22 protein-coding genes are annotated in these 19,426 nt (G+C 51.0%); 17 read left to right on the top strand and 5 right to left on the bottom strand.

All coding sequences use genetic code 11. The features are described from left to right. The 5 genes from KKH67_13375 to KKH67_13355 form a co-directional block, all read right to left on the bottom strand. Nucleotides 1-589, bottom strand: a 589-nt coding sequence (locus KKH67_13375) for a hypothetical protein (protein ID MBU1320172.1), incomplete at its 3' end; no start/stop codon positions are given. A gap of 72 nt (nt 590-661) precedes the next feature. Beyond that, nucleotides 662-2,035 carry a sigma-54 dependent transcriptional regulator gene (locus tag KKH67_13370; GenBank protein ID MBU1320171.1) on the bottom strand — a complete coding sequence of 458 codons (1,374 nt, stop codon included), beginning with the start codon at nt 2,033-2,035 and terminating at the stop codon, nt 662-664. Then, the gene (locus KKH67_13365; GenBank protein ID MBU1320170.1) at nt 2,025-3,476 is read right to left on the bottom strand and encodes a HAMP domain-containing histidine kinase; all 1,452 of its coding nucleotides are present in this window, start codon (nt 3,474-3,476) and stop codon (nt 2,025-2,027) included. The genes KKH67_13370 and KKH67_13365 overlap by 11 nt, the downstream gene beginning before the upstream one ends. Continuing rightward, nucleotides 3,473-3,994, bottom strand: a complete 522-nt coding sequence (locus tag KKH67_13360; GenBank protein MBU1320169.1) for an NUDIX domain-containing protein — start codon at nt 3,992-3,994, stop codon at nt 3,473-3,475. The genes KKH67_13365 and KKH67_13360 overlap by 4 nt, the downstream gene beginning before the upstream one ends. A 78-nt stretch (nt 3,995-4,072) precedes the next feature. After that, complete coding sequence (locus tag KKH67_13355; GenBank protein MBU1320168.1) at nt 4,073-5,083, bottom strand: hypothetical protein; 1,011 nt, start codon at nt 5,081-5,083, stop codon at nt 4,073-4,075. A gap of 12 nt (nt 5,084-5,095) precedes the next feature. Here KKH67_13355 and KKH67_13350 point away from each other — a divergent pair, with 12 nt between their 5' ends. The 17 genes from KKH67_13350 (at nt 5,096) to KKH67_13270 (ending at nt 19,248) form a co-directional block, all read left to right on the top strand. Then, nucleotides 5,096-5,878, top strand: coding sequence for a class II aldolase/adducin family protein (locus KKH67_13350; protein MBU1320167.1), 783 nt, complete (start codon nt 5,096-5,098; stop codon nt 5,876-5,878). A 6-nt stretch (nt 5,879-5,884) separates the two neighbouring features. After that, a complete protein-coding gene (locus KKH67_13345) occupies nt 5,885-7,105 on the top strand; it encodes an aminotransferase class I/II-fold pyridoxal phosphate-dependent enzyme (protein MBU1320166.1) in 1,221 nt (406 codons plus the stop codon). Then, on the top strand, nt 7,098-7,454 hold the full coding sequence (gene folB, locus KKH67_13340; GenBank protein MBU1320165.1) for a dihydroneopterin aldolase: 357 nt from the start codon (nt 7,098-7,100) through the stop codon (nt 7,452-7,454). The genes KKH67_13345 and folB overlap by 8 nt, the downstream gene beginning before the upstream one ends. Nucleotides 7,455-7,496: 42 nt before the next feature. After that, nucleotides 7,497-8,021 (top strand): 2-amino-4-hydroxy-6-hydroxymethyldihydropteridine diphosphokinase, encoded by a 525-nt coding sequence (gene folK / locus KKH67_13335; protein ID MBU1320164.1) that lies wholly within the window; start codon nt 7,497-7,499, stop codon nt 8,019-8,021. Next, nucleotides 8,014-8,661 carry a deoxynucleoside kinase gene (locus tag KKH67_13330; protein MBU1320163.1) on the top strand — a complete coding sequence of 216 codons (648 nt, stop codon included), beginning with the start codon at nt 8,014-8,016 and terminating at the stop codon, nt 8,659-8,661. The genes folK and KKH67_13330 overlap by 8 nt, the downstream gene beginning before the upstream one ends. Nucleotides 8,662-8,666: 5 nt before the next feature. Further along, nucleotides 8,667-9,470 carry a 3-methyl-2-oxobutanoate hydroxymethyltransferase gene (gene panB, locus KKH67_13325; GenBank protein ID MBU1320162.1) on the top strand — a complete coding sequence of 268 codons (804 nt, stop codon included), beginning with the start codon at nt 8,667-8,669 and terminating at the stop codon, nt 9,468-9,470. Nucleotides 9,471-9,528: 58 nt separating this feature from the next. Next, entirely contained in the window at nt 9,529-10,368 is an 840-nt protein-coding gene (panC, locus tag KKH67_13320) for a pantoate--beta-alanine ligase (protein ID MBU1320161.1), read from the top strand. 24 nt (nt 10,369-10,392) lie between these two features. Then, the gene (locus KKH67_13315; protein ID MBU1320160.1) at nt 10,393-10,761 is read left to right on the top strand and encodes an aspartate 1-decarboxylase; all 369 of its coding nucleotides are present in this window, start codon (nt 10,393-10,395) and stop codon (nt 10,759-10,761) included. Further along, on the top strand, nt 10,751-11,500 hold the full coding sequence (locus KKH67_13310) for an NTP transferase domain-containing protein (GenBank protein ID MBU1320159.1): 750 nt from the start codon (nt 10,751-10,753) through the stop codon (nt 11,498-11,500). Before KKH67_13315 ends, KKH67_13310 begins: the two co-directional genes overlap by 11 nt. Before the next feature lie 62 nt (nt 11,501-11,562). After that, the gene (locus tag KKH67_13305; protein MBU1320158.1) at nt 11,563-12,051 is read left to right on the top strand and encodes a hypothetical protein; all 489 of its coding nucleotides are present in this window, start codon (nt 11,563-11,565) and stop codon (nt 12,049-12,051) included. Between the two features lie 75 nt (nt 12,052-12,126). Next, on the top strand, nt 12,127-12,597 hold the full coding sequence (locus tag KKH67_13300; protein MBU1320157.1) for a LytR C-terminal domain-containing protein: 471 nt from the start codon (nt 12,127-12,129) through the stop codon (nt 12,595-12,597). 43 nt (nt 12,598-12,640) lie between these two features. After that, nucleotides 12,641-13,000, top strand: a complete 360-nt coding sequence (gene rsfS / locus KKH67_13295) for a ribosome silencing factor (protein MBU1320156.1) — start codon at nt 12,641-12,643, stop codon at nt 12,998-13,000. Between the two features lie 84 nt (nt 13,001-13,084). Continuing rightward, a complete protein-coding gene (gene rho / locus KKH67_13290) occupies nt 13,085-14,332 on the top strand; it encodes a transcription termination factor Rho (protein MBU1320155.1) in 1,248 nt (415 codons plus the stop codon). Between the two features lie 59 nt (nt 14,333-14,391). Continuing rightward, a complete protein-coding gene (pheA, locus tag KKH67_13285) occupies nt 14,392-15,225 on the top strand; it encodes a prephenate dehydratase (GenBank protein ID MBU1320154.1) in 834 nt (277 codons plus the stop codon). A gap of 157 nt (nt 15,226-15,382) precedes the next feature. Continuing rightward, entirely contained in the window at nt 15,383-17,389 is a 2,007-nt protein-coding gene (locus tag KKH67_13280; protein ID MBU1320153.1) for a hypothetical protein, read from the top strand. Between the two features lie 54 nt (nt 17,390-17,443). Continuing rightward, on the top strand, nt 17,444-18,295 hold the full coding sequence (locus KKH67_13275) for a putative phage abortive infection protein (GenBank protein ID MBU1320152.1): 852 nt from the start codon (nt 17,444-17,446) through the stop codon (nt 18,293-18,295). Nucleotides 18,296-18,390: 95 nt separating this feature from the next. Beyond that, nucleotides 18,391-19,248: a hypothetical protein gene (locus KKH67_13270; protein MBU1320151.1), complete on the top strand. Its 858-nt coding sequence runs from the start codon at nt 18,391-18,393 to the stop codon at nt 19,246-19,248. The last annotated feature ends 178 nt before the right edge of the window (nt 19,249-19,426 follow it).

Below are 19,426 nucleotides of genomic sequence, written 5' to 3'. Positions count from 1 at the left end.
CAGACGCCCCGAAACATATCGCGTCACCACGCACGAAGTCATCCTGACCCACTTCAAGCTCCTCGGCGACAGTCACCCAGTTCTTTGGATTTCGGCGACCCCTCGCTGCCGTGCTACTCATGCGATTCTTGAGAACTACGCTGACGATATCCCCATCCTGATACATCTCCTCAACCCGGAGATTTGCGATGGAATAGAGTTGACCATTAGAGACAATCCCGTCGGGCGTGACAACAAGATCGTCAACGATTGTCAGAGTCCCGGTCGATACCTTGACATCATCGAGATCGAAATGATGCTGAGTAGCACTCTCTGCATCCTCAATAATGACAGTGCCCTGATCCCCATCGGCTTCAAATGTCAGTGTATACGTCTCTATCGGTTCATTCCCGGCTGCACGAGCCATATTGGAAAGAAGCAGAGCAACGATCGCGAGTGCCGATAATGCAATCGCCAACAGCAACCCGCTATGTCCTGATGATCTGTCCATTTCACGGTCCTTTCTCCAGTTAATACCTGTTTCACCGGAAGTGATTGCACAAAGCATGCCATCGGACCATGTCGCCCTATATCTCTTGTTGGATAACATGTTACAAATATCTCCAATCGGGTGGGTTTCGATCTTGTTGTTAATCTGACAACTCCTGCACAGCCGCTGTTGTCATTCTGACAACAGGCCGAGCCATTTGAGTTTGCGATAAAGGTTTCCTCGATCCATCTGAAGCTGCTCGGCAAGTTGAGTGATATTACCGTCACTCTTCTTCAGCTCCGTCTTCAGGAAACTCCTCTCGAAATGATTAACAGCAGATGACAGCCGATTTCCGCCCGACGCGGCGGACTCGATCACGCTGGAATCATCCGCTCCCTCACCGATGCACAGACTCACATCCTCTCGTGTGATCAGGTCTTCAGGAGTTGTGAAGAAGAGTCGCTCAACGACATTCTTCAACTCACGCACATTGCCAGGCCAGCCGTATGCCACCATCGATGACACCGCCTCGCTATCGAATTGCTTCTGAACATGTGGATTCTTGACATGAAGCATGTCGAGAAAGTGATCCAAGAGCAGTGGGATATCATCGGAATGTTCGCGGAGAGGATGTATCTTAATCGGAACCGCATTGATTCGATAAAGCAAGTCGGAGCGGAACTTCCCTTCAGATGCGAGCTTCTCTATATCGTGATTGGTCGAGCTTATTAGCCGGACATCGACGTTTGTGACCGAGGAACCACCGACCGGCTCAATCTCGGATGTCTCGATTGCCCGCAACAGTTTCGGCTGTAATTCGAGTGGCATGTCGCCGATCTCATCGAGAAGCAATGTCCCTCCATTTGCGAGACTGAATTTCCCTTCTCGGGATCTGAGAGCGCCGGTAAACGCGCCTTTCTCATGCCCAAACAACTCGCTTTCGACAAGCTCAGATGGCAGAGCGGAGCAATTCACTTTTACGTATGCGCCTTGGGAACGTCCGCTTCTGTAATGAATCTGACCGGCAACGAGCTCCTTGCCTGTCCCGCTTTCCCCCATGATAAGGACGCGTGCATCGGTATCGGCGATTTGTTTGATCTGCTCTTCAAGCCGCTGGACTACCGGCGACTCACCGATTATCTCGTATTCGGCAAGATGGCTTTCAATCAGTCTTCTATTGGCATTCTTGAGCGTGGCAATCCTCAGACAACTCTTCAGAACCGACAGCAATCGATGCGGTTCGAACGGCTTCTCCAGAAAATCGGCCGCCCCGTGTTTGACCGAATCGGCAGCTTCCTGAAGTGACGCTGCTCCCGACACCATGACAACTTCCGGATGATCCTCGCGCGATACGACTTCCCGCAGGAATTCTACGCCGTTGCCGTCAGGCAATTGAATATCAAGCAATATCACCAAAGGAGCATGATCCTTAAGTGTCTGACGGCAGGAAGTCAGGCTGTCGAATGCTTCGGCGCGATAGCCCTCACGATCAAATACGTGCATGAGCTCTTCTCGAAAAAGATCGTCGTCATCCACGAAGAATATGTCAGTCCTGTCAGCTTTCATGTGCCACCTTGAAGGTTACCCTGAACGTCGTACCGTGACTGCCCGTATCATAGCTGATTGTACCGCCGCAGGACTCCACGATTTTGCGCGCGATTGCCAACCCGAGACCGGTGCCGGTAGGTTTGCTTGTCACGTACGGCTCAAAGACAGTCTGACCCAACTTTGGGTCGATGCCTTTCGCTGTATCTGTCACGGTCATCCTCACTCTGTTATCGGTAAGCGTCGTCTCGACTGTGACTGATCCGTTTCGGTCGATTGCCTCGTAAGCATTTCGAATGAGATTGATTATCGCCTCGCGCAACATATCCTCGTCACCGACGATAAGAGGCAGGTTCTCGTCCAATAGAAGATTCATGGCTGAAGACTCACCCTCAGGCCTGCACAACCTGACAGCTTGACGGATTGTCATGTTCAGATTAACCTCGCCACGTTTCAGGTCAACTGGCCTGCCATAAGTGGAAAAATCTTTCGCCGTTTTTTCGAGAAGATCAAGTTCAGCCCGGATTGTCCCAATAGGAGAATGCAAGTTGCTATCGGATTGATCAGCGCTATTCGACAGTCTTGTCATAGCGAGCTTGATCGGCGCGAGGATGTTCTTGATGCCGTGTGCGATGACTCGCGCAGTCTGCTGCCACGCCGCATTTCTCTCAGCTTCCACAAGTTTGCTGGTTGTTTCGGACAGCCTCGTCGACATTCTTCTAAACCCAGCTGCAAGTGTTCCAATCTCATCATTCCTGATACGACCAATCTTGATATCCCAGCTTCCGGGGCCGACTTTCTCGACCAAAGTCCCCAGTTCCGACAGCGGCTTTGTGAGACTGCGAGCGGTCACCCGCGTCACGAACAGGATCAGCAGAAGATAAATGAAATTCGATCCCAACCATACGAGCTGCATGAATCTCTTTCCGCTAGACTTCAACAACTTGAGTTGATCGAACCGCTGAAGGTCCGAACCGAGTTCATCGAGAAGCTCCCGGTGGTTCTTATCAAGTAGATAGCCGGAAACGACCCTTCTCGACTCATCACGAATCGCGCCGAAGATTACAAGTCTGTCATCAAGGGCATGATGTCCCGAAGACCGCGCACTATCCGCATTCACAAGTGAAATCAAACCACTCCTGATCCCCGCGCTGTCGTCAGGGCCTGCGACCATTGTGTCAATCCCTTCGAATACGACTGCAAAATCGAGCCCGGCATTCAGATAGTCCTCCGGAATCGCTGACTTCGGAAGGTTCTGCATCTGCGCCAGAATGCTCATCTCGAGCTCGGCGTATGTCAACTCCACAAGTGACCCGGCGTTCGCTAGCGCTCTCTCTATTCCGGGAGATGTCAGCCGGTCCACACCGTCGGTGGCCAGTTCAAGTCCGATGAACGAGATCACCGCCACGGGCAGAAATGCAAATGGGAAGAATACAAGAAACAGTCGGTTCTTCAGTTTCATTTTACAAATCGATCCGGGAATTCGTCTTTCAGCTTGGCAATGGCCTGACGGTGTGACTCGAAAGCGATTTCTTCATTCGACGGCAGCTGATCAATGGCAAACCACTTCGCTTCCGCTGCATCATCTCCCGCTTCGAGCATTCCACCCACATTATCAGCGAAGTAGAGAATCAGGATCGCACGGGTGCGAGGATCATCGTCGCCGGCATAGACATGGAACAGACCATCCAGACGCACATCCAGATTGGTCTCTTCCTTCAGCTCCCTGACTGCAGTTTCCTCAGGAGCCTCACCCCATTCTATGAAACCGGCAGGAATAGTCCATTTGCCAACGTACGGTTCATGCCCGCGCTTGACCATGAGTAACCGTCCCTCATTGAAGACAAGGGCTCCGGCGGCAGGAGCGGGATTATGATAGTAGACATACCCGCACGAATTGCAGGCAGGACGCTCTATCTCGCCGTCACTCTTCATATCGAGCCGGTTGCTACATCTGGGACAAAACTTGAATAGCGGCACAATATCTCCTTCATTCATTGTACACAGAGCGAGATTATCATCGACTCTGCGCATGTATTAGTGCGCCATGTTCAGCACTCATTCATCGACAGTGACCTGATCTATCACCCACTTGTCAGCTGTTTTCGACAGATGGACTGTTGCAGATTCTCTCTTGTACTTTCCAGCAACGTATTCTATATCCATGCTGGCTCCACTGCCCAACACGTCTATCTTTGGTTTATAAAATACCAAGTGCGGAATGATCCCTCTTGTTGATGATGTATAGAGCCGTCTGCCTGTAAAACAGAGTGGCGATCTTGCCAGAATCGTTATAATCGGCAGATTGAGCAATTCCGGCATTACGGTTTCGCCCGGAAGCGCTACAAAGGCCACGGTTTGCTCATGAGTGTAGTATATGCTATAGTATCTTGTCCAGGCTGTATCCTGTGAGGAGTTCAGATTCTCGGGATCATTGAGATGCATCAGCTCAATCAACGCCGCCCGGTAGACTTCGTAGTCTTCTTTGTGTCTCAGGGGCGTTCCCAATGGTGAAAAATCGATATCATCCGTCTTGCCGTCCAAATCACTGTCAGGCAGGCGGCTTGAAAGCAGAAGCTCTTGTTCTATGTTGTCCGGAATTCTGTCGCGATCCCTGTCTGCCCTGAGATGCGCCAGTGATAGCTTCACAGTCACGGAGTCCGGAAACGGAAGAGTGTCTTCGAACGGTATGTTGTAATCGTAGAAATAGCCGTTCTCGATTTCAGAATACGTCAGAATGATTGTGTCAGCCTCAATCTCGAACTTCAATGAAGTAGATAAGTAGGCTTTCATCAGCAGCACAGGATCGCGCCACTCACCTCCATCCACGGACCTGACTGCCCACAGATTGTCCTTGCCCGAGTACCTTCGCGAGATGAACAGCCCCCAACGAGCACCGGCATTATCTACAGTTATGTGTGACGGCTCGAATCCGTCGGGGATATCCCACGAAATTGCCTGCCTTGGTCTGTCGCTGTCGATCATCGGGTCACTGCAGGCCAATGTCAGGATGATCAGTGCAGCAGTGGCATACACTGTCAATCTACTTGACGATATAAGTCCTTTCATCGTATAAGAAGAATGTCCAAAAGCAGCGGCATGGCAAGTCAATTCTCGCGTCTGCACTGGAGCAAACAGCTTGACAAAAAGGTGCATGGCGGTTTGATTGTCCGCATGACCTCTCACGCCATACTAAGGGAAAGAATGGTGGAGATCGGCCGGAGATTGTATGATCAAGGGTTGATCGCAGCCGCTGATGGCAATATTTCATGCAGGCTTCCAGACGGGAAGGTGCTTATCACTCCATCGGGCAAGGCTAAGGGACGTCTATCTCCCGACGATCTCGTAATAATCGACTTGAGTGGGAAGGTCGTCGCCGGATCACATGATCCGTCATCTGAGTACAAGATGCATACAGCTTTCTATACGGTTCGAGATAACATCAGAGCCGTCGTGCATGCCCACCCGGTCTACTGCACGGCTTATGCTGTAGCGGGTATGGATTTGGTGCAGCCGATCCTCCCCGAGGTCCTGCTGTCGATCGGCGAAATCCCATTGGCGGAGTACGGTGCGCCTTCGACGTCTGAACTGGCCGCGTCAATAGAGAGGCTTGCACGAGATCACGATACGATTCTTCTCCGCAGTCATGGCTTGGTTGCTGCGGGCAGCGATCTGGAGGAGGCGTACAACAAGATTGAACTTGCAGAGCACTTCGCCAAAGTCCTTCATGCCGCGGAGGCGATCGGAGGAGCAAGATCACTCTCAGATCAGCAGGTTGAAGCTCTCATTCTGCTCAAGCGTTCGCAAAAGCGCGAATCAACGGACCACCCTGCGGTCAGACAGACATCAGGAAGGAAGGAATAGCACTCAATGCCTCTCAAGAAAGTAATGATAGAGCCTTCCGAGATGGTCATGAAGCTTCCAACGTCGGTCGGATCAGAGTTTGATGGGATCAGGCGGAGGCTGGCTGCGAGAGATATCAGCGTTGTGGACCTGGGTGGGATCGCCCCGCCTCTACTTCCTATCGTGGATGATATTCTGTCGCAATCCGACCTTCCCGTTCATATAGATGGTGCGAAAGCCAAGGCTGTCGAGACGGCTCTGAAGGAAAAAATATCGGACTGGATTCACTCCAAGTTCGAGGTCAGGCTTGACCCAAAGACCGAAATAATGCTCACAACGGGCAACACTCCCGCGACATTTTATGCACTGCAGGCATTTGTGGATCCTGGCCAGAGAGTTTACCTGCCTGACCCTGCATTTTCGCTTTACAGGTCGTCGGCACTGGCGGCAGGTGCTGAGGTCACGACATACGAGCTTACGCCTCGCACCGACTTCCTGCCGAATCTCGACAAGCTCCGATCTTCCGGGTCGGACGACAGCAAATTGATGCTCATCAACTACCCGCACAATCCAACATCGACCATGGCCGACGAGAGCTTCTATGAAAAACTCCTCAGATTTGCTCAGAAGAACAATCTTCTCATTCTGTCTGATGCAGTCTATAACACGCATGTCTGGGAGAGGCACGCACATCCGGCGATGATCTCGCTGCCAAAAGCAAAATTCAAGACAATCGAGCTGTTCACATTCTCGTTCATGTTTGACTTTCCCATGCTCAAGCTGGGATTCGCGGTCGGCTGCAAGGAATTCCTCTCGCCACTCCGTAAAATGTTCGAGTCATTTAATAGCAGACCATCCGGGGCTGATCTTCAGATTGCGAACGCTCTAATGGATCGCTGCGACGACATAATCGAAGCATCGGCAACCGCGCTGGGAGAAAAGCGCAAGAGACTCGAGGATGGTATCAGCGAGCTGAAGTGGGAGATCCAGCCTTCACACGCAACTCCGTTTCTGTGGATTAAGCTCCCGTTGCGACGGCTTTCCCTGAATTTCTGCCGTATGCTGCTGAAGCGCACGGGAGTGGTGACCCTGCCGGGGATATCTTTCGGCGAGAAAGGTGAAGGTTTCATGCGAATTTCGGTAGCTGTTCGTCCCGATACCATAGACTCTGCCGTGACGCGAATCATGGAACATTCGAAATTCTATCAGAGACGATTTCGCACAAAGCAAGGCGGTACTGATGCCTGATGTAATCAGACTTCACAACATGATGTTCTACGGCTATCACGGAGTCTCCGCCGCGGAGAAGGAGACCGGGAGACGGTTCGAGGTTGATGTCGAGCTTCATCTTGACATTCAGCCAGCCTCGAAGTCGGATAAGCTGATGGACACAGTCAACTATACTCTTGTGTATCAGACAGTTGAAGAGATTCTGTCGAAAGAGCATTTCTCGCTCCTCGAGACAATTGCTGAGCGGCTGGCCGAGGCAATCCGCTCACGGTTCAAGGTTGAGACAGTGGTCATCAGAGTCCGCAAGAAAATCCCGCCTATACCGGGCAATCTCGATCACATAGAGGTGGAAATTCGCCGCCCATGACAACTCCTTGACATTCCAGCCAGAGTGCATTAATTGTTCGCCATGAAAAGCACGACAGCGTATCTTGGTCTCGGTTCGAACATCGGGGATCGAATGGCTCATATGCGGGATGCCATAGACATGCTCCATTCGACCGATGGCATTGACATCATCAGGATTTCCCCTGTCTATCAGACAGAGCCGGTCGGCTATGAGGCCCAGGAAGACTTCTACAACATGGTTGTCGAGATCAATACGTCGCTGTTTCCCAACAGACTGTTGGAAGTAGTCAAAGAGATTGAGAAGAATCTCGGCCGTCGTGAGTCGGTTCACAAAGGCCCCCGGGAGATGGATATTGACATCCTGCTCTACGGTAAGAAAGCCGTCGAAGAATACAGGCTGACTATCCCCCATCCGCGAATGCTCAGCAGAGAGTTTGTTCTGAGGCCCCTGTATGATATTGCACCAGATTTGAGCATCCCGTCACGCGGCATCAGCGTTCATGATGCCCTTACGAAGATCGAGGGGGAGAAGCGAGTGATCAGAGTCGAGGAGAAGATTGAGTTAAGCGAGGTGACTGGTGACTGAGCACAGGTACATTGCAGTCGAAGGGCCTATCGGAGTCGGCAAGACCAGCTTCGCAAGAACTCTTGCCGAGCACCTTACAGCACACATCATCCTGGAGAAATCGGAGGAGAATCCGTTTCTTGCAGATTTCTACAAGAACCGGTCGAAATTCGCACTACAGACGCAGCTCTTCTTCCTGGTTTCACGATATCAGCAACAGACAAAACTCGTCTCGCACGACCTTTTCATGCAGAGGATCGTCACCGACTACACATTCGATAAAGATCGCCTCTTCGCCCAGATCAATCTCGACGAGAAAGAGATGTTTCTCTATGATAAGATTGCAGAGATGCTCGGACGGACACTGCCACAGCCCGATCTGGTAATCTATTTGCAGGCCTCGACAGAGAACCTCGTTACTCGCATACGGAAACGGGCTGTTTCATACGAGAGGAATATCGACATCGGCTATCTCCACGATTTGAATGAAGCATACAATTCCTACTTCTTCAACTACGACAAAGGACCTCTACTAGTGGTTAAGACAGATGAGATCGACTTCGTCGAGAACAAAGAAGATCTGGCAGACTTGCTCACTCAGATATCGAAGCCGATAAAAGGAACTCATTACTACGTCCCGCCCGGAAGGTCTTTCCTGTGACCGATATGAGCAAGAAAAGAATCACAATCCGCGATATCATTAAGAAAAAGTCTTCAGGCGATAAACAAGTATGGCTGACAGCGTACGACTTCTTCACCGCGAAATATCTTGATGCTGCCGGAGTCGATGGGTTGCTGGTCGGCGACAGTCTGAACATGGTCTTCTATGGGAGGCCCAGCACCCTCTCCCTCACGCTCGACCAGAGTCTCTTTCATACCGAGGCGGTGGTGCGAGGCAGCGAGCGGGCGATTGTTATTGGCGATATGCCTTTCATGACATATCAGCAATCTGTCTCGGAGGCGGTCGGCAATGCGGGAAGATACCTGAAAGAAGCGGATGCACACGGCGTGAAACTTGAGGGTGGCATAGAAATGGCACCGACTCTGAAGCGTCTGGCTGAGGTCGGAGTTCCCGTGATGGGACACATCGGTCTGACACCGCAATCTATCCACAAGTTCGGCGGCTACAGGGTCCAGGGCAAGGAGAACGTCTCCAGAGACTACCTGTTTGAATCAGCCGAAGCCATCGAGGATGCCGGCTGCTTTGCAGTCGTACTCGAAGCTATGAAACCGGATGTTGCGGCTGAGATAACCGGGCGCATCGGCATCCCCACAATCGGTATAGGCGCCGGACCGGATGTCGATGGTCAAATACTTGTGATAAATGACATCATGGGACTTGATGAGACCTTCGAAGCCAAATTCGTCAGGAAGTACTTTGACCTTGCCGGAAAAATAAAAGAGGTAGGTGAGAAGTTCGTGTCTGATGTCAGGTCGGGAAGCTACCCCTCGAAGGATGAAACCTACTGAAATCGGCAGCAGGCAGGCCGGTTATGATCGCAGAGATTTCCAAAGCTATCAGAAGAATATGAAGACCATAAGCAAAACAGCTAAGATGCAGTCGACCGTTCTGGATGCCAAGCGACGCGGGAGAATGATAGCATTTGTCCCGACAATGGGCGCTCTGCACGAAGGGCACCTCTCTCTCGTGCGCAAGGCCAACAAGCTCGCCGACATAGTAGTGGTCTCCATATTCGTAAACCCAACACAATTCGGTCAGAGTGAAGACCTCTCGAAGTACCCGCAATCGCTGGATGAAGACAAGAGATGCCTTCGTAAGCTCGATGTCGATTACTTGTTTCTCCCGGATGAAGCTGAGATGTACCCGGATGGATATGTTACTTATGTTGAAGCAGGGAAAATCACCTCAATTCTCGAAGGTGCATCGAGACCGACTCATTTTCGGGGAGTTACGACGATCGTCGCCAAGCTGTTCAATATCGTGCAACCTGATGTCGCTCTGTTCGGGCAAAAGGACGCCCAGCAGGCGCTGGTGTTGAGGAGAATGGTGAAAGACCTGAATATTCCAGTGAAACTTATTGTGGCACCAACAGTTCGTGAAAAATCGGGCCTTGCGATGTCGTCGAGAAACAGGTACTTCGACGGGGAACAATTGAACCGGGCTGCGTGTATCTTTCAGGGGTTGAAGGAGGCCAGGAAACTGATCCGGTCCGGTGAAGCCGATTGCGGAAAGATAGTCGCAGCCATTCGAAAAAAGATTCGGCAGACCAAAGGAACTGAGATCGACTATATATCGATAAATGACACAGAAACACTCGATCCGATCAAACGAGTATCGGGAAAAGTGCTAATTTCTGTTGCTGTGAGGCTTGACGGAGTCCGACTTATTGATAATATTATAGTTTAGTCGACTCGGATAGGCGGAAGATATATGGATAGCAAAAACTACATTAACATGTGCCGCGCGAAAATTCATCGCGCAACTGTCACTGAGGCTAACCTCGAATATGAGGGCTCTATCACAATCGATGAGGAGCTGATGGAGGCCAGCGGCATGTTTGAGTACGAGCAGGTCCATGTGCTTAATCTCAGCACTGGCAGCAGAATAGAGACATACACAATCAGAGGTGAGAGAAACTCCGGCACGATTTGTCTTAACGGTGCCGCAGCTCGGCTCGGATCGAAAGGCGACGAAGTAATTATCATTGCATATACTCTTGTCCCCCAAGAGAATGCCTCTGGATTCAGGCCGCGGATAGTCTTGGTCGATAAGAACAACAGAATAACCAATGTCAAGTAAGCCTTATCCACTGGTCGCAGTCGTTCTTGCAGCCGGCAAGGGCAAGCGTATGAAATCCGACCTGCCGAAAGTACTCCATCTGCTTGCAGGCAAACCGATTATCGAACACGTGCTCGATACACTCCGTGAGCTCGATATTGACAAGACTGTTGTAGTCGTCGGGCATCAGGCAGAGCGTGTCATCGACGCGATCAGCCGTTTTGGGGTGTCATTCGCCGAGCAGAAACAGCAACTTGGCACAGGGCACGCGGTTCAGATGACCGAAGAGCAGCTTTCAGATTTCGATGGCGATGTTGTTGTACTGGCCGGGGATGTTCCGATGCTTAGGGCCGAAACAGTAAAGAACCTGCTGGCAGAGCACCGCAAGCGAGGCGCAGTCGCGACAGTCCTGACCGCCATGCTTCCCGACCCGACCGGATATGGAAGGATTGTGAGAGATCCAGGTGGCATGATTCTGAAGATCGTCGAGCACAAAGACGCTAGCGACGATGAGAGACGAATCTCCGAGATCAACACCGGAATATTCGTTTTTGAGAAAAAACGGCTCTTTGAAGCTCTTAGCCGTGTCGATAATGAAAATAGTCAGGGAGAGTACTATCTGACCGACGTAATGCAGATTTTTCTTGAACAGGGGCTGCCGACTGCCGGATATTGTGCGGAAGATTACCGTGAAACCGTCGGTGTCAACTCGACTGACGAACTCGAACGGCTCGAAGCTCTTATGGGCAAATCGTTTTAACTTGACAAAATCTGAACAAACCATTCCTTGATCCGTATAAGTTGCAGGAGATAGAACCGCTCATGAAATCTGCTTATATCACCTTAGTATGCGCTCTGCTCATCAGTATGTACAGTTGCGCCCTGGCAGAGACAGCCATCGACAAGACAGTCGACGCGAGTTCTGCAACTTCAATCGGCTCTAATCGATATGAGAGCAAGTTTTCGCTTCTCGATCCGAGTCGGTTTTCCATGCAGCACAGCTACTCGGTTGTCTATTCGTCTGTCGGTGGAACCGGGCAGACGATTGGCCTTTATATGAATTCAATGAGATATCAAGTCTCGAATTCTCTCGATGTCAACGTGGCACTTGGATGGTATCACCAGCCGGGGACTATGTTCTCCAACAGTAATCGCGGTACGACGGATTACGGCACAATCCTGCCGAATGTCCAGATACTGTACCAGCCATCCGAGAAGTTTCGTCTGATGATCGGCTTTGAAAGCTTGCCGGGTGTGTTTTCGAATGGGCGCGACCATTACTATTCGCCGTTTGGCGCATGGTCGTACTAAAACCAACATGGTAACATCTGTTTGATGCCTTTGAAGAAGCGCAGAGACAATATTCCGCGGCACAAGGCGTATCAAATGCGCATTGCGTCGAAGTCAACCAGGCGACTCGATTACCTGATCGGTCTGCTCTCGCTCATAGTGCTTGTATTCGTCTCATCTGCCGTCCTGAAAGTCATGACGGGAGAGACAACAAGCCTGCCGCCGGAGAAGTCCTACGTTCGCGTGCAGGTGCTCAATGGTTGTGGGATATCAAAGGCTGCTGCAAAGACCGCTAAAGTCATTCGTGACGCAGGTGTCGCAGACGTTGAATACGATGTGATCGACGAAGATAACTTCGAATCCTATGAAGTCTCGGAGACTATGATCATAACTCGGGATGAGGCAGATACGGAATATGCTCAATCGCTGGCCTCTGCTCTCGGTATCAAGCCGGAGAATGTTGTGTCTCAGGAACTCGACGACAACTTCCTCGGTATTGACTTGACAATCGTCGTAGGGAAAGACTTCGAATCGTTTGCAGCGGAGTCTGGAGCCAAAACTGAGTGACAGACGAGCCCTTACAGAAAGGAGTTGTCCCAAGCCGTTGGCAATCAGCTCACACGACCTAGCCCTTCTCGCGGCAAATTTTGCCCTTGACAAGAAAGCCGCCGATGTCGTTATTTTAGATCTACGAGAACTCACAAGTGTCACTGACTTTTTTGTAATCTGCTCAGGTTCTGCGCACGTTCATGTAAAAGCAATCGCGGATCACATCAAAGAAAGTCTGACACAGGAGGATCAGAAGCCGTGGCACATTGAAGGCCTGCCGTACGGATCTTGGGTCCTCATGGATTGCATTGATGTGGTTGTACATGTGTTGCTAAAGGAAAGACGTGAATTTTATGGGCTTGAGAGGCTGTGGGGCGATGCCCCGATTGAACGGGTGAAGGAGGAATATCAGAGAGACTAATATCCCCAAAATCCCCTAGATTGTAACATTTTCCAGTTTAATCGCGAAAATTGAAATCTTAACAATACAAGGAAGGTGTCTATAATGGACATTGTTGACCTCAAAACCAAAACCATAGCCGAGCTCCTTAAAATGGCTGAAGAGCTCGACATACCCGGCGTCTCCGGCCTCCGAAAACAGGAGTTGATATTCAAAATCCTCGAAGCTAAAACCGAAAAAGATGGTCTGATCTTCGCGGAAGGAGTGCTCGAAATTCTCGACGAAGGTTACGGGTTCCTCCGGTCGTCAGACTACAACTATCTGCCCGGTCCGGATGACATCTATGTCTCACCGTCACAGATCAAGCGATTCGATCTCAAGACTGGTGACACTGTGTCTGGCCAGGTGCGTCCGCCGAAAGAATCCGAACGGTATTTCGCACTGTTGAAAATCGAGGCTGCAAACTTCGAGAATCCGGAAATCGCCAAGCACAAAATCCTGTTCGATAACCTCACTCCCCTCTATCCGCAGGACAAGATCAAGCTCGAATACTCCCCGAGCGAATACACCACTCGCATCATGGATTTGATGACACCGATTGGCAAAGGACAGAGAGGACTTATCGTATCGCCTCCGAAAGCTGGTAAGACAATCATCCTGCAGCGAATCGCAAACGCGATTACCTCTAACCACCCCGAGATGAAGCTGATCGTGCTCCTGATCGACGAGCGTCCGGAGGAAGTCACCGAGATGAAGCGCTCTGTTAAGGGCGAGGTTGTGTCATCGACGTTCGACGAGCCGGCGGAGCGTCATGTTCAGGTCGCAGACATGGTCATCAACAAAGCGAAGAGACTCGTGGAGCATCAGCACGATGTGGTCATCCTCCTCGACTCGATCACGCGTCTCGCGCGCGCGCACAACTCGGTCGTGCCGCACTCCGGCAAGATTCTCTCCGGTGGTGTCGATTCGAACGCATTGCACCGTCCGAAACGTTTCTTCGGAGCCGCGAGAAACATCGAAGAGGGCGGATCGCTGACGATCATCGGAACCGCACTGATCGAAACCGGATCGCGAATGGACGAGGTCATTTTCGAGGAGTTCAAGGGCACCGGCAATATGGAAATCGTGCTCGACAGAAGACTCTCCGACAGAAGAATCTTCCCGGCGATGGACATCAACCGCTCCGGCACGAGAAAAGAAGAACTGCTGCTTTCGTCCGATCAGCTCAACAAAGTCTGGATCATGCGGAAGTTCCTTGCGGAGATGAACCCGGTCGAGGGTATGGAATTCCTGCTCGACAGAATCAAGAAGAGCAAAACCAATACAAAATTCCTCGATTCTATGAAGAATTAGCAGGGCTGCGTGCGGCAGATACGTCTTCAGGAATATGTGCACTGTCCGATTAGCTCTATATGAGTCCCAAGAAGGTTGCATTTCAGGGCGAACGAGGCTCATTCTCCGAGGTCGCCGCAAAAGAGCTGGTCGGAAACGACATAATCCCGATTCACTGCGAGACATTCGAGGCGGTTTTCGAGCTTGTCGAAAGTCGCAGGGCGATTCTTGGTGTTATTCCAATCGAAAATTCGCTGATCGGTTCGATCCACAAGAACTACGATCTTCTTCTTGAACACGATCTCAAAGTCGTAGGCGAAACACAGGCGCGTGTTCAGCACAGCTTGATTGCGCTACCAAACGCAAGCCTTTCGAGGATCAAGCAGGTCTATTCACATCCAGCGGCACTCGATCAGTGTCGGGATTTCTTCAAAAAGCATCCCAGGTTAGAGCCGGTTACTTACTACGATACGGCGGGTGCGGTGAAGATGCTCGCTGAGAAAAAGCTCGACAATACTGCAGCGATCGCGCGACCATACGCCGCTGAAATCTACAAGATGAAGATTATGAAGAAATCTATCGAAGACGAGAAGTCCAATTACACTCGCTTCCTGTTGCTCGGGCGAACTCAGCCGGGCTTCCAAGGTCGCGCCAAGACCTCGATTGTGTTTTCGATGAAGAATCAGCCGGGGGTGCTGTTCAAAGCGTTGTCGGTGTTCGCGCTGCGTGACATCGATTTGACAAAAATCGAGTCACGACCGGTGCGCAAGAAAGCATGGCAGTACAACTTCTATGTTGATTTTGCAGGATCGATCAAAGAACAGCATGTCAAGAAAGCTCTCGATCATCTGAGCGAAATCACCCATTTCATCCGAATCCTCGGCAGCTACCCGATGAGGGTGGTGAGGGATTGACGCGAATCGAGTTACATATGCCCAAAGGTCACATCTCCTCAAGCGTGCTGCTTATCCCGGATTAAGAGTATGCATCGCAATCGCAAGACATAGTTAAACCTTGACAATTCCAGCCGCCTTCGCGCATGTTAGATTGCATCTCTGGACAGGAGGTAACATGAAAAGCTCCAGAATTATTCTGTTCTGTATGATCCTTATGTCTCTTTCGTTGTCGTGCAGCGATCTGAGACTATCAGACCGGAGTTCGCCGATTGATATAGCACTGAACCAGGTCGGCCTGACTCGCGAGACGATGACATTCGACTACGGCGATATGTCGAATTACGGCGGCGACAAATTTGTGCTGCCTCTCTTCTACACGCTACACTCAGACTTTTTCAAGATCGAGCGCTATACAAACAATTTCAAAGATGCCGTCAAGAGCAATGCCGGCAATCTTCAGAATTTGGTCTCGTTTGCATCGAGACGGTTAGATGAAGGAGTCCGCCGTGGGCTGATCGGTGATCCACTCGATTCGATATTCCCGCTCCTCGATCATCCCGATCCGCTCTATAATTCCATTATGGATTTGTACACGCGCGGTATGGCTCTCCCCTGGCCGGCGAACCATGAGAATCTGAAGCGAGATGCAAGTTCGATTCCCGTCGAGCTTCAGAGAGTAGCCGCGCTGATCATTTACGCTTCAATCGATACGCTGGAGTATCACAGAAGAGCTTTTGAGAAGGCTGCAAGTGAGTTCGATTTGCATGATATGTATTCGCGAGCACAGAAGATTCTCGCATCCGATCAGGACATAGTCGATTTCAGCTTGGAGAAGTTCGCGGAGAGAGTCGATTTCAAGTATCTCTACACGCATGCACAAGATATTGCACATGCAGTCGATATAGCGGTCGACTCGCTTGCTGCTTTGAGTTTCAATACGAATTTCTCATTGCGATGGGATACACCGCTTGGGATGATCGCAATCGGAGGCCGTGGGAAAGACATCTATCCGGCAGGTGATTATTTTCTCATCATCGATGTTGGCGGCAATGACCGCTATGAAGGGGGCGGAGCGAATGGATCGGTCGACAACTGGATGTCGATCCTGATCGATCTTGACGGCAACGATGTTTACGAATCGAAGAACGATGATTCACCCGCATTTGGAGCGGGTGTGATGGGATATGCGTATCTTGTCGACATGGATGGTGACGATCAGTACCTCGGGCACAACATGACCGGCGGTATCGGGCTGTTCGGCGTTGGTGCATTGCTCGACATGAAAGGCGAAGACAAGTACGACGGATACATCTGCGCGCAGGGATGCGGGCAGTTCGGCATCGGAATTCTGTCGGACCTTGAAGGTAAGGACAGCTACCACGCGTATCTTCTCGCGCAGGGATTCGGATTCACCAAAGGCATGGGAATCCTAGTCGATTTGACCGGCGACGATGACTACTACGCTGACACGCTCGACATACAGTTTCCGGCATCACAAACAAAAGAATACAACTCGAATCTCGCTCAGGGCGTCGGTTTCGGAAAACGCGCCGACTACATCGATGGCCATTCGTGGGCAGGTGGAATCGGGATGCTGGTAGATGCTGAAGGCAACGACACGTACTCCGCAGGACTCTTCGCGCAGGGTTGCGCCTACTGGTATGCCATCGGCATACTCGCCGACGACACCGGCGACGATATCTACAACGGCGTTTGGTATGTGCAGGGATCGGGTGCGCATTTCGGGCTCGGCATTCTGATCGACAGTTCCGGCAACGACCATTATACCGCAACGATGAACATGGCTCAGGGAGCAGGGCACGATTTTACGCTCGGCACTCTGATAGACTGCGGCGGGGATGACATCCATGACGCGCCGAATCTGTCGCTGGGCGGCGGCAATGCCAACGGCATCGGCATATTCTGGGACAAATCGGGCGACGACACATACAACGTTTCGGCTGCGACCACTCTCGGCAGATCGAACATCGCGTCACGCGGCGGATTGCGCGATCACATATTCAATCTCGGATTGTTTCTGGATACGGGGGGAAACGACACATATCCGACAGATGAGAAATTCAGCTTTGCCCGGAATAACGCAGTCTGGACACAGCACGGCACCAATACCGAACAGCCGCTTGAAGTCGAGAAAGGTGTCGGGTACGATTGTGAGTGGTAGTAAGGCGTCTGTTAAGCAAGTAGCTGGCATAGCCCATTGCAGAAAGGGGATCAAATGATGACAACAACGAGACCAGAAGCCGATCAAAAGGAGCCGACTTGGCACTGGTGGCTCCTTGTCTTGGTCCCCCTTGTGTGGGTCGCTTATTGGTTCGTATCCATCCAATACTTTGGGGAAGTGAATATCAGCGACAAAGGTGCCTTCGGCGATATGTTCGGTGGACTCAACGCTCTCTTTTCTGGGCTGGCCTTCGGAGGACTGATAATCGCCATATTGCTACAAAGACGCCAGTTGAAGCTTCAGGTGGATGAGTTGGCGCTGCAGAGAAAGGAGCTGGAGCTCACTCGAAAGGAGCTAAAAGGTCAGAAGCAACAACTTGAGCAGCAAAACAGGACGCTGTCACGGCAGAACTTCGAGAACACTTTCTTCCAGCTGCTGTCTTTGTACAACGAACTTGTCACATCGCTGAAGACTGGCAGCGCGACAACAGGACGGGATTGCTTTATGACATTCTGCAACCTCTACTTTAGAGCTGTGCAAGAGTCTATTAAGGGTGGCCAGAGGATGACTGACAAGTCGCTAGGGGAAATCTACAGCATTCAATTCGCTGGCTTCCCCAAGGAAGTATCAAACTGTTTCAGACTTCTATACAACATTCTGAAGTTTGTTGACAGAAGTAGCATGTCAGACGGAAAAGTATACACAAACTTGGTGCGGGCTCTATTGACGGAAGATGAACTGCTATTGATATTCTACAACTGCTACAGCGAACAAGGGAAGAAGCTCAAACCTCTACTTGAGCGATACTCCATGCTAAAACACCTCAATCGCAAAAGACTCCTTGATGAATCACATGCGGCTTTCTATCATCACAATGCGTATACAAGGTCAGTTCCGCTTGAGTAAGGATGGCAAGTCGAGTAGGGCAGGAGTGCCCTCACTCCTGCCATGCCAAATGAAGAGGCAGGTTTCGGAAAAACCTGCCCTACAGGAGGATATACATGATAGTCGCTGATTACATCACGCCAATCAAGAAGATATACAAGAGTTCTCGCGCTGATCGTCGCAGGCAGGAGATTGCTGAAATTCTCTCCGACAGCAAGACTATCCTCCGCAAACATCTCGGAAAGAACGCGACACTCGATGAGGTTGTTGATTTTCTGATGCTTCCCGGGACGGTCAGACGGCTGGCAAACTTCAACCTCAAACACTGGATGAAGACAGGTCACAGAATATCGAGAGACCTAAAGAATGTGCTTGGTCAGGTTCCGGAACCGTCGATCCTGCTCTACCCCGGCATGCAACGCGTTAACGGCAAGATCATTCATCTCGACAACAAGCCGGTGATTTCACTCTCGCCCGACTTCGGATATTTCGGCGGCGATAATTTGACGCTCGCGCTGGCGCACGAATACACCCACTATCTGCGAGCGCGTATCGCGGGAGTTCGATTCGAGAAGATGCCGGTCTATCGACATCTTGTGGAAGAAGGCCTCGCGGTATATGTATCGACTCTGGTGATGCCCGATGTCCCTCTCAGCACAATCTTCATGTCGAATCTGCACAGCGTGATCGGTCGCCCCGATCCGAAAGGTGGGTATGTCCGATGGTGCTGGATGAACATGCCGAGACTCACAGCGGACGCTCTGAAAGTGCTGAAATCGCGAGAGCATAAGCCTGTCGGTAGATTTTTCGAGGGTATGAGAGTGTTCGGCGAACATTCATCGATACGCACCGGCTATTACATCGGTTTGCGAATGATCGAGCAGGTAGTGGAAGAGATTCCCCTGCGCAAACTTCTGGCACAGAAACCGACAGCAAAGCAGGTGCAGGGCTGGTTGGAGAAGATGTCTACGTAGTCCAAGGTCAGGATCACAGGGATCCTGACCTACATTTCTGAGGTCCTTATCAAAGAAGGAGCGTTATTCTCGGTTAGTAGAGTCAAAAAGACGCTGTCCGGGAGTAGGTTGGTTGTCAGCGATTCGTTTCACACTGGAGTGGGGAGATTTGTCACGTTTCGAGGATGATAAGCGGTTT

The sequence above is a fragment of the Candidatus Zixiibacteriota bacterium genome (genome assembly GCA_018820315.1).
GTDB lineage: Bacteria > Zixibacteria > MSB-5A5 > JAABVY01 > JAHJOQ01 > JAHJOQ01.
Note: the sequence above shows the minus strand (reverse complement) of the source record. Positions and strands in the feature narration are given on the sequence as shown.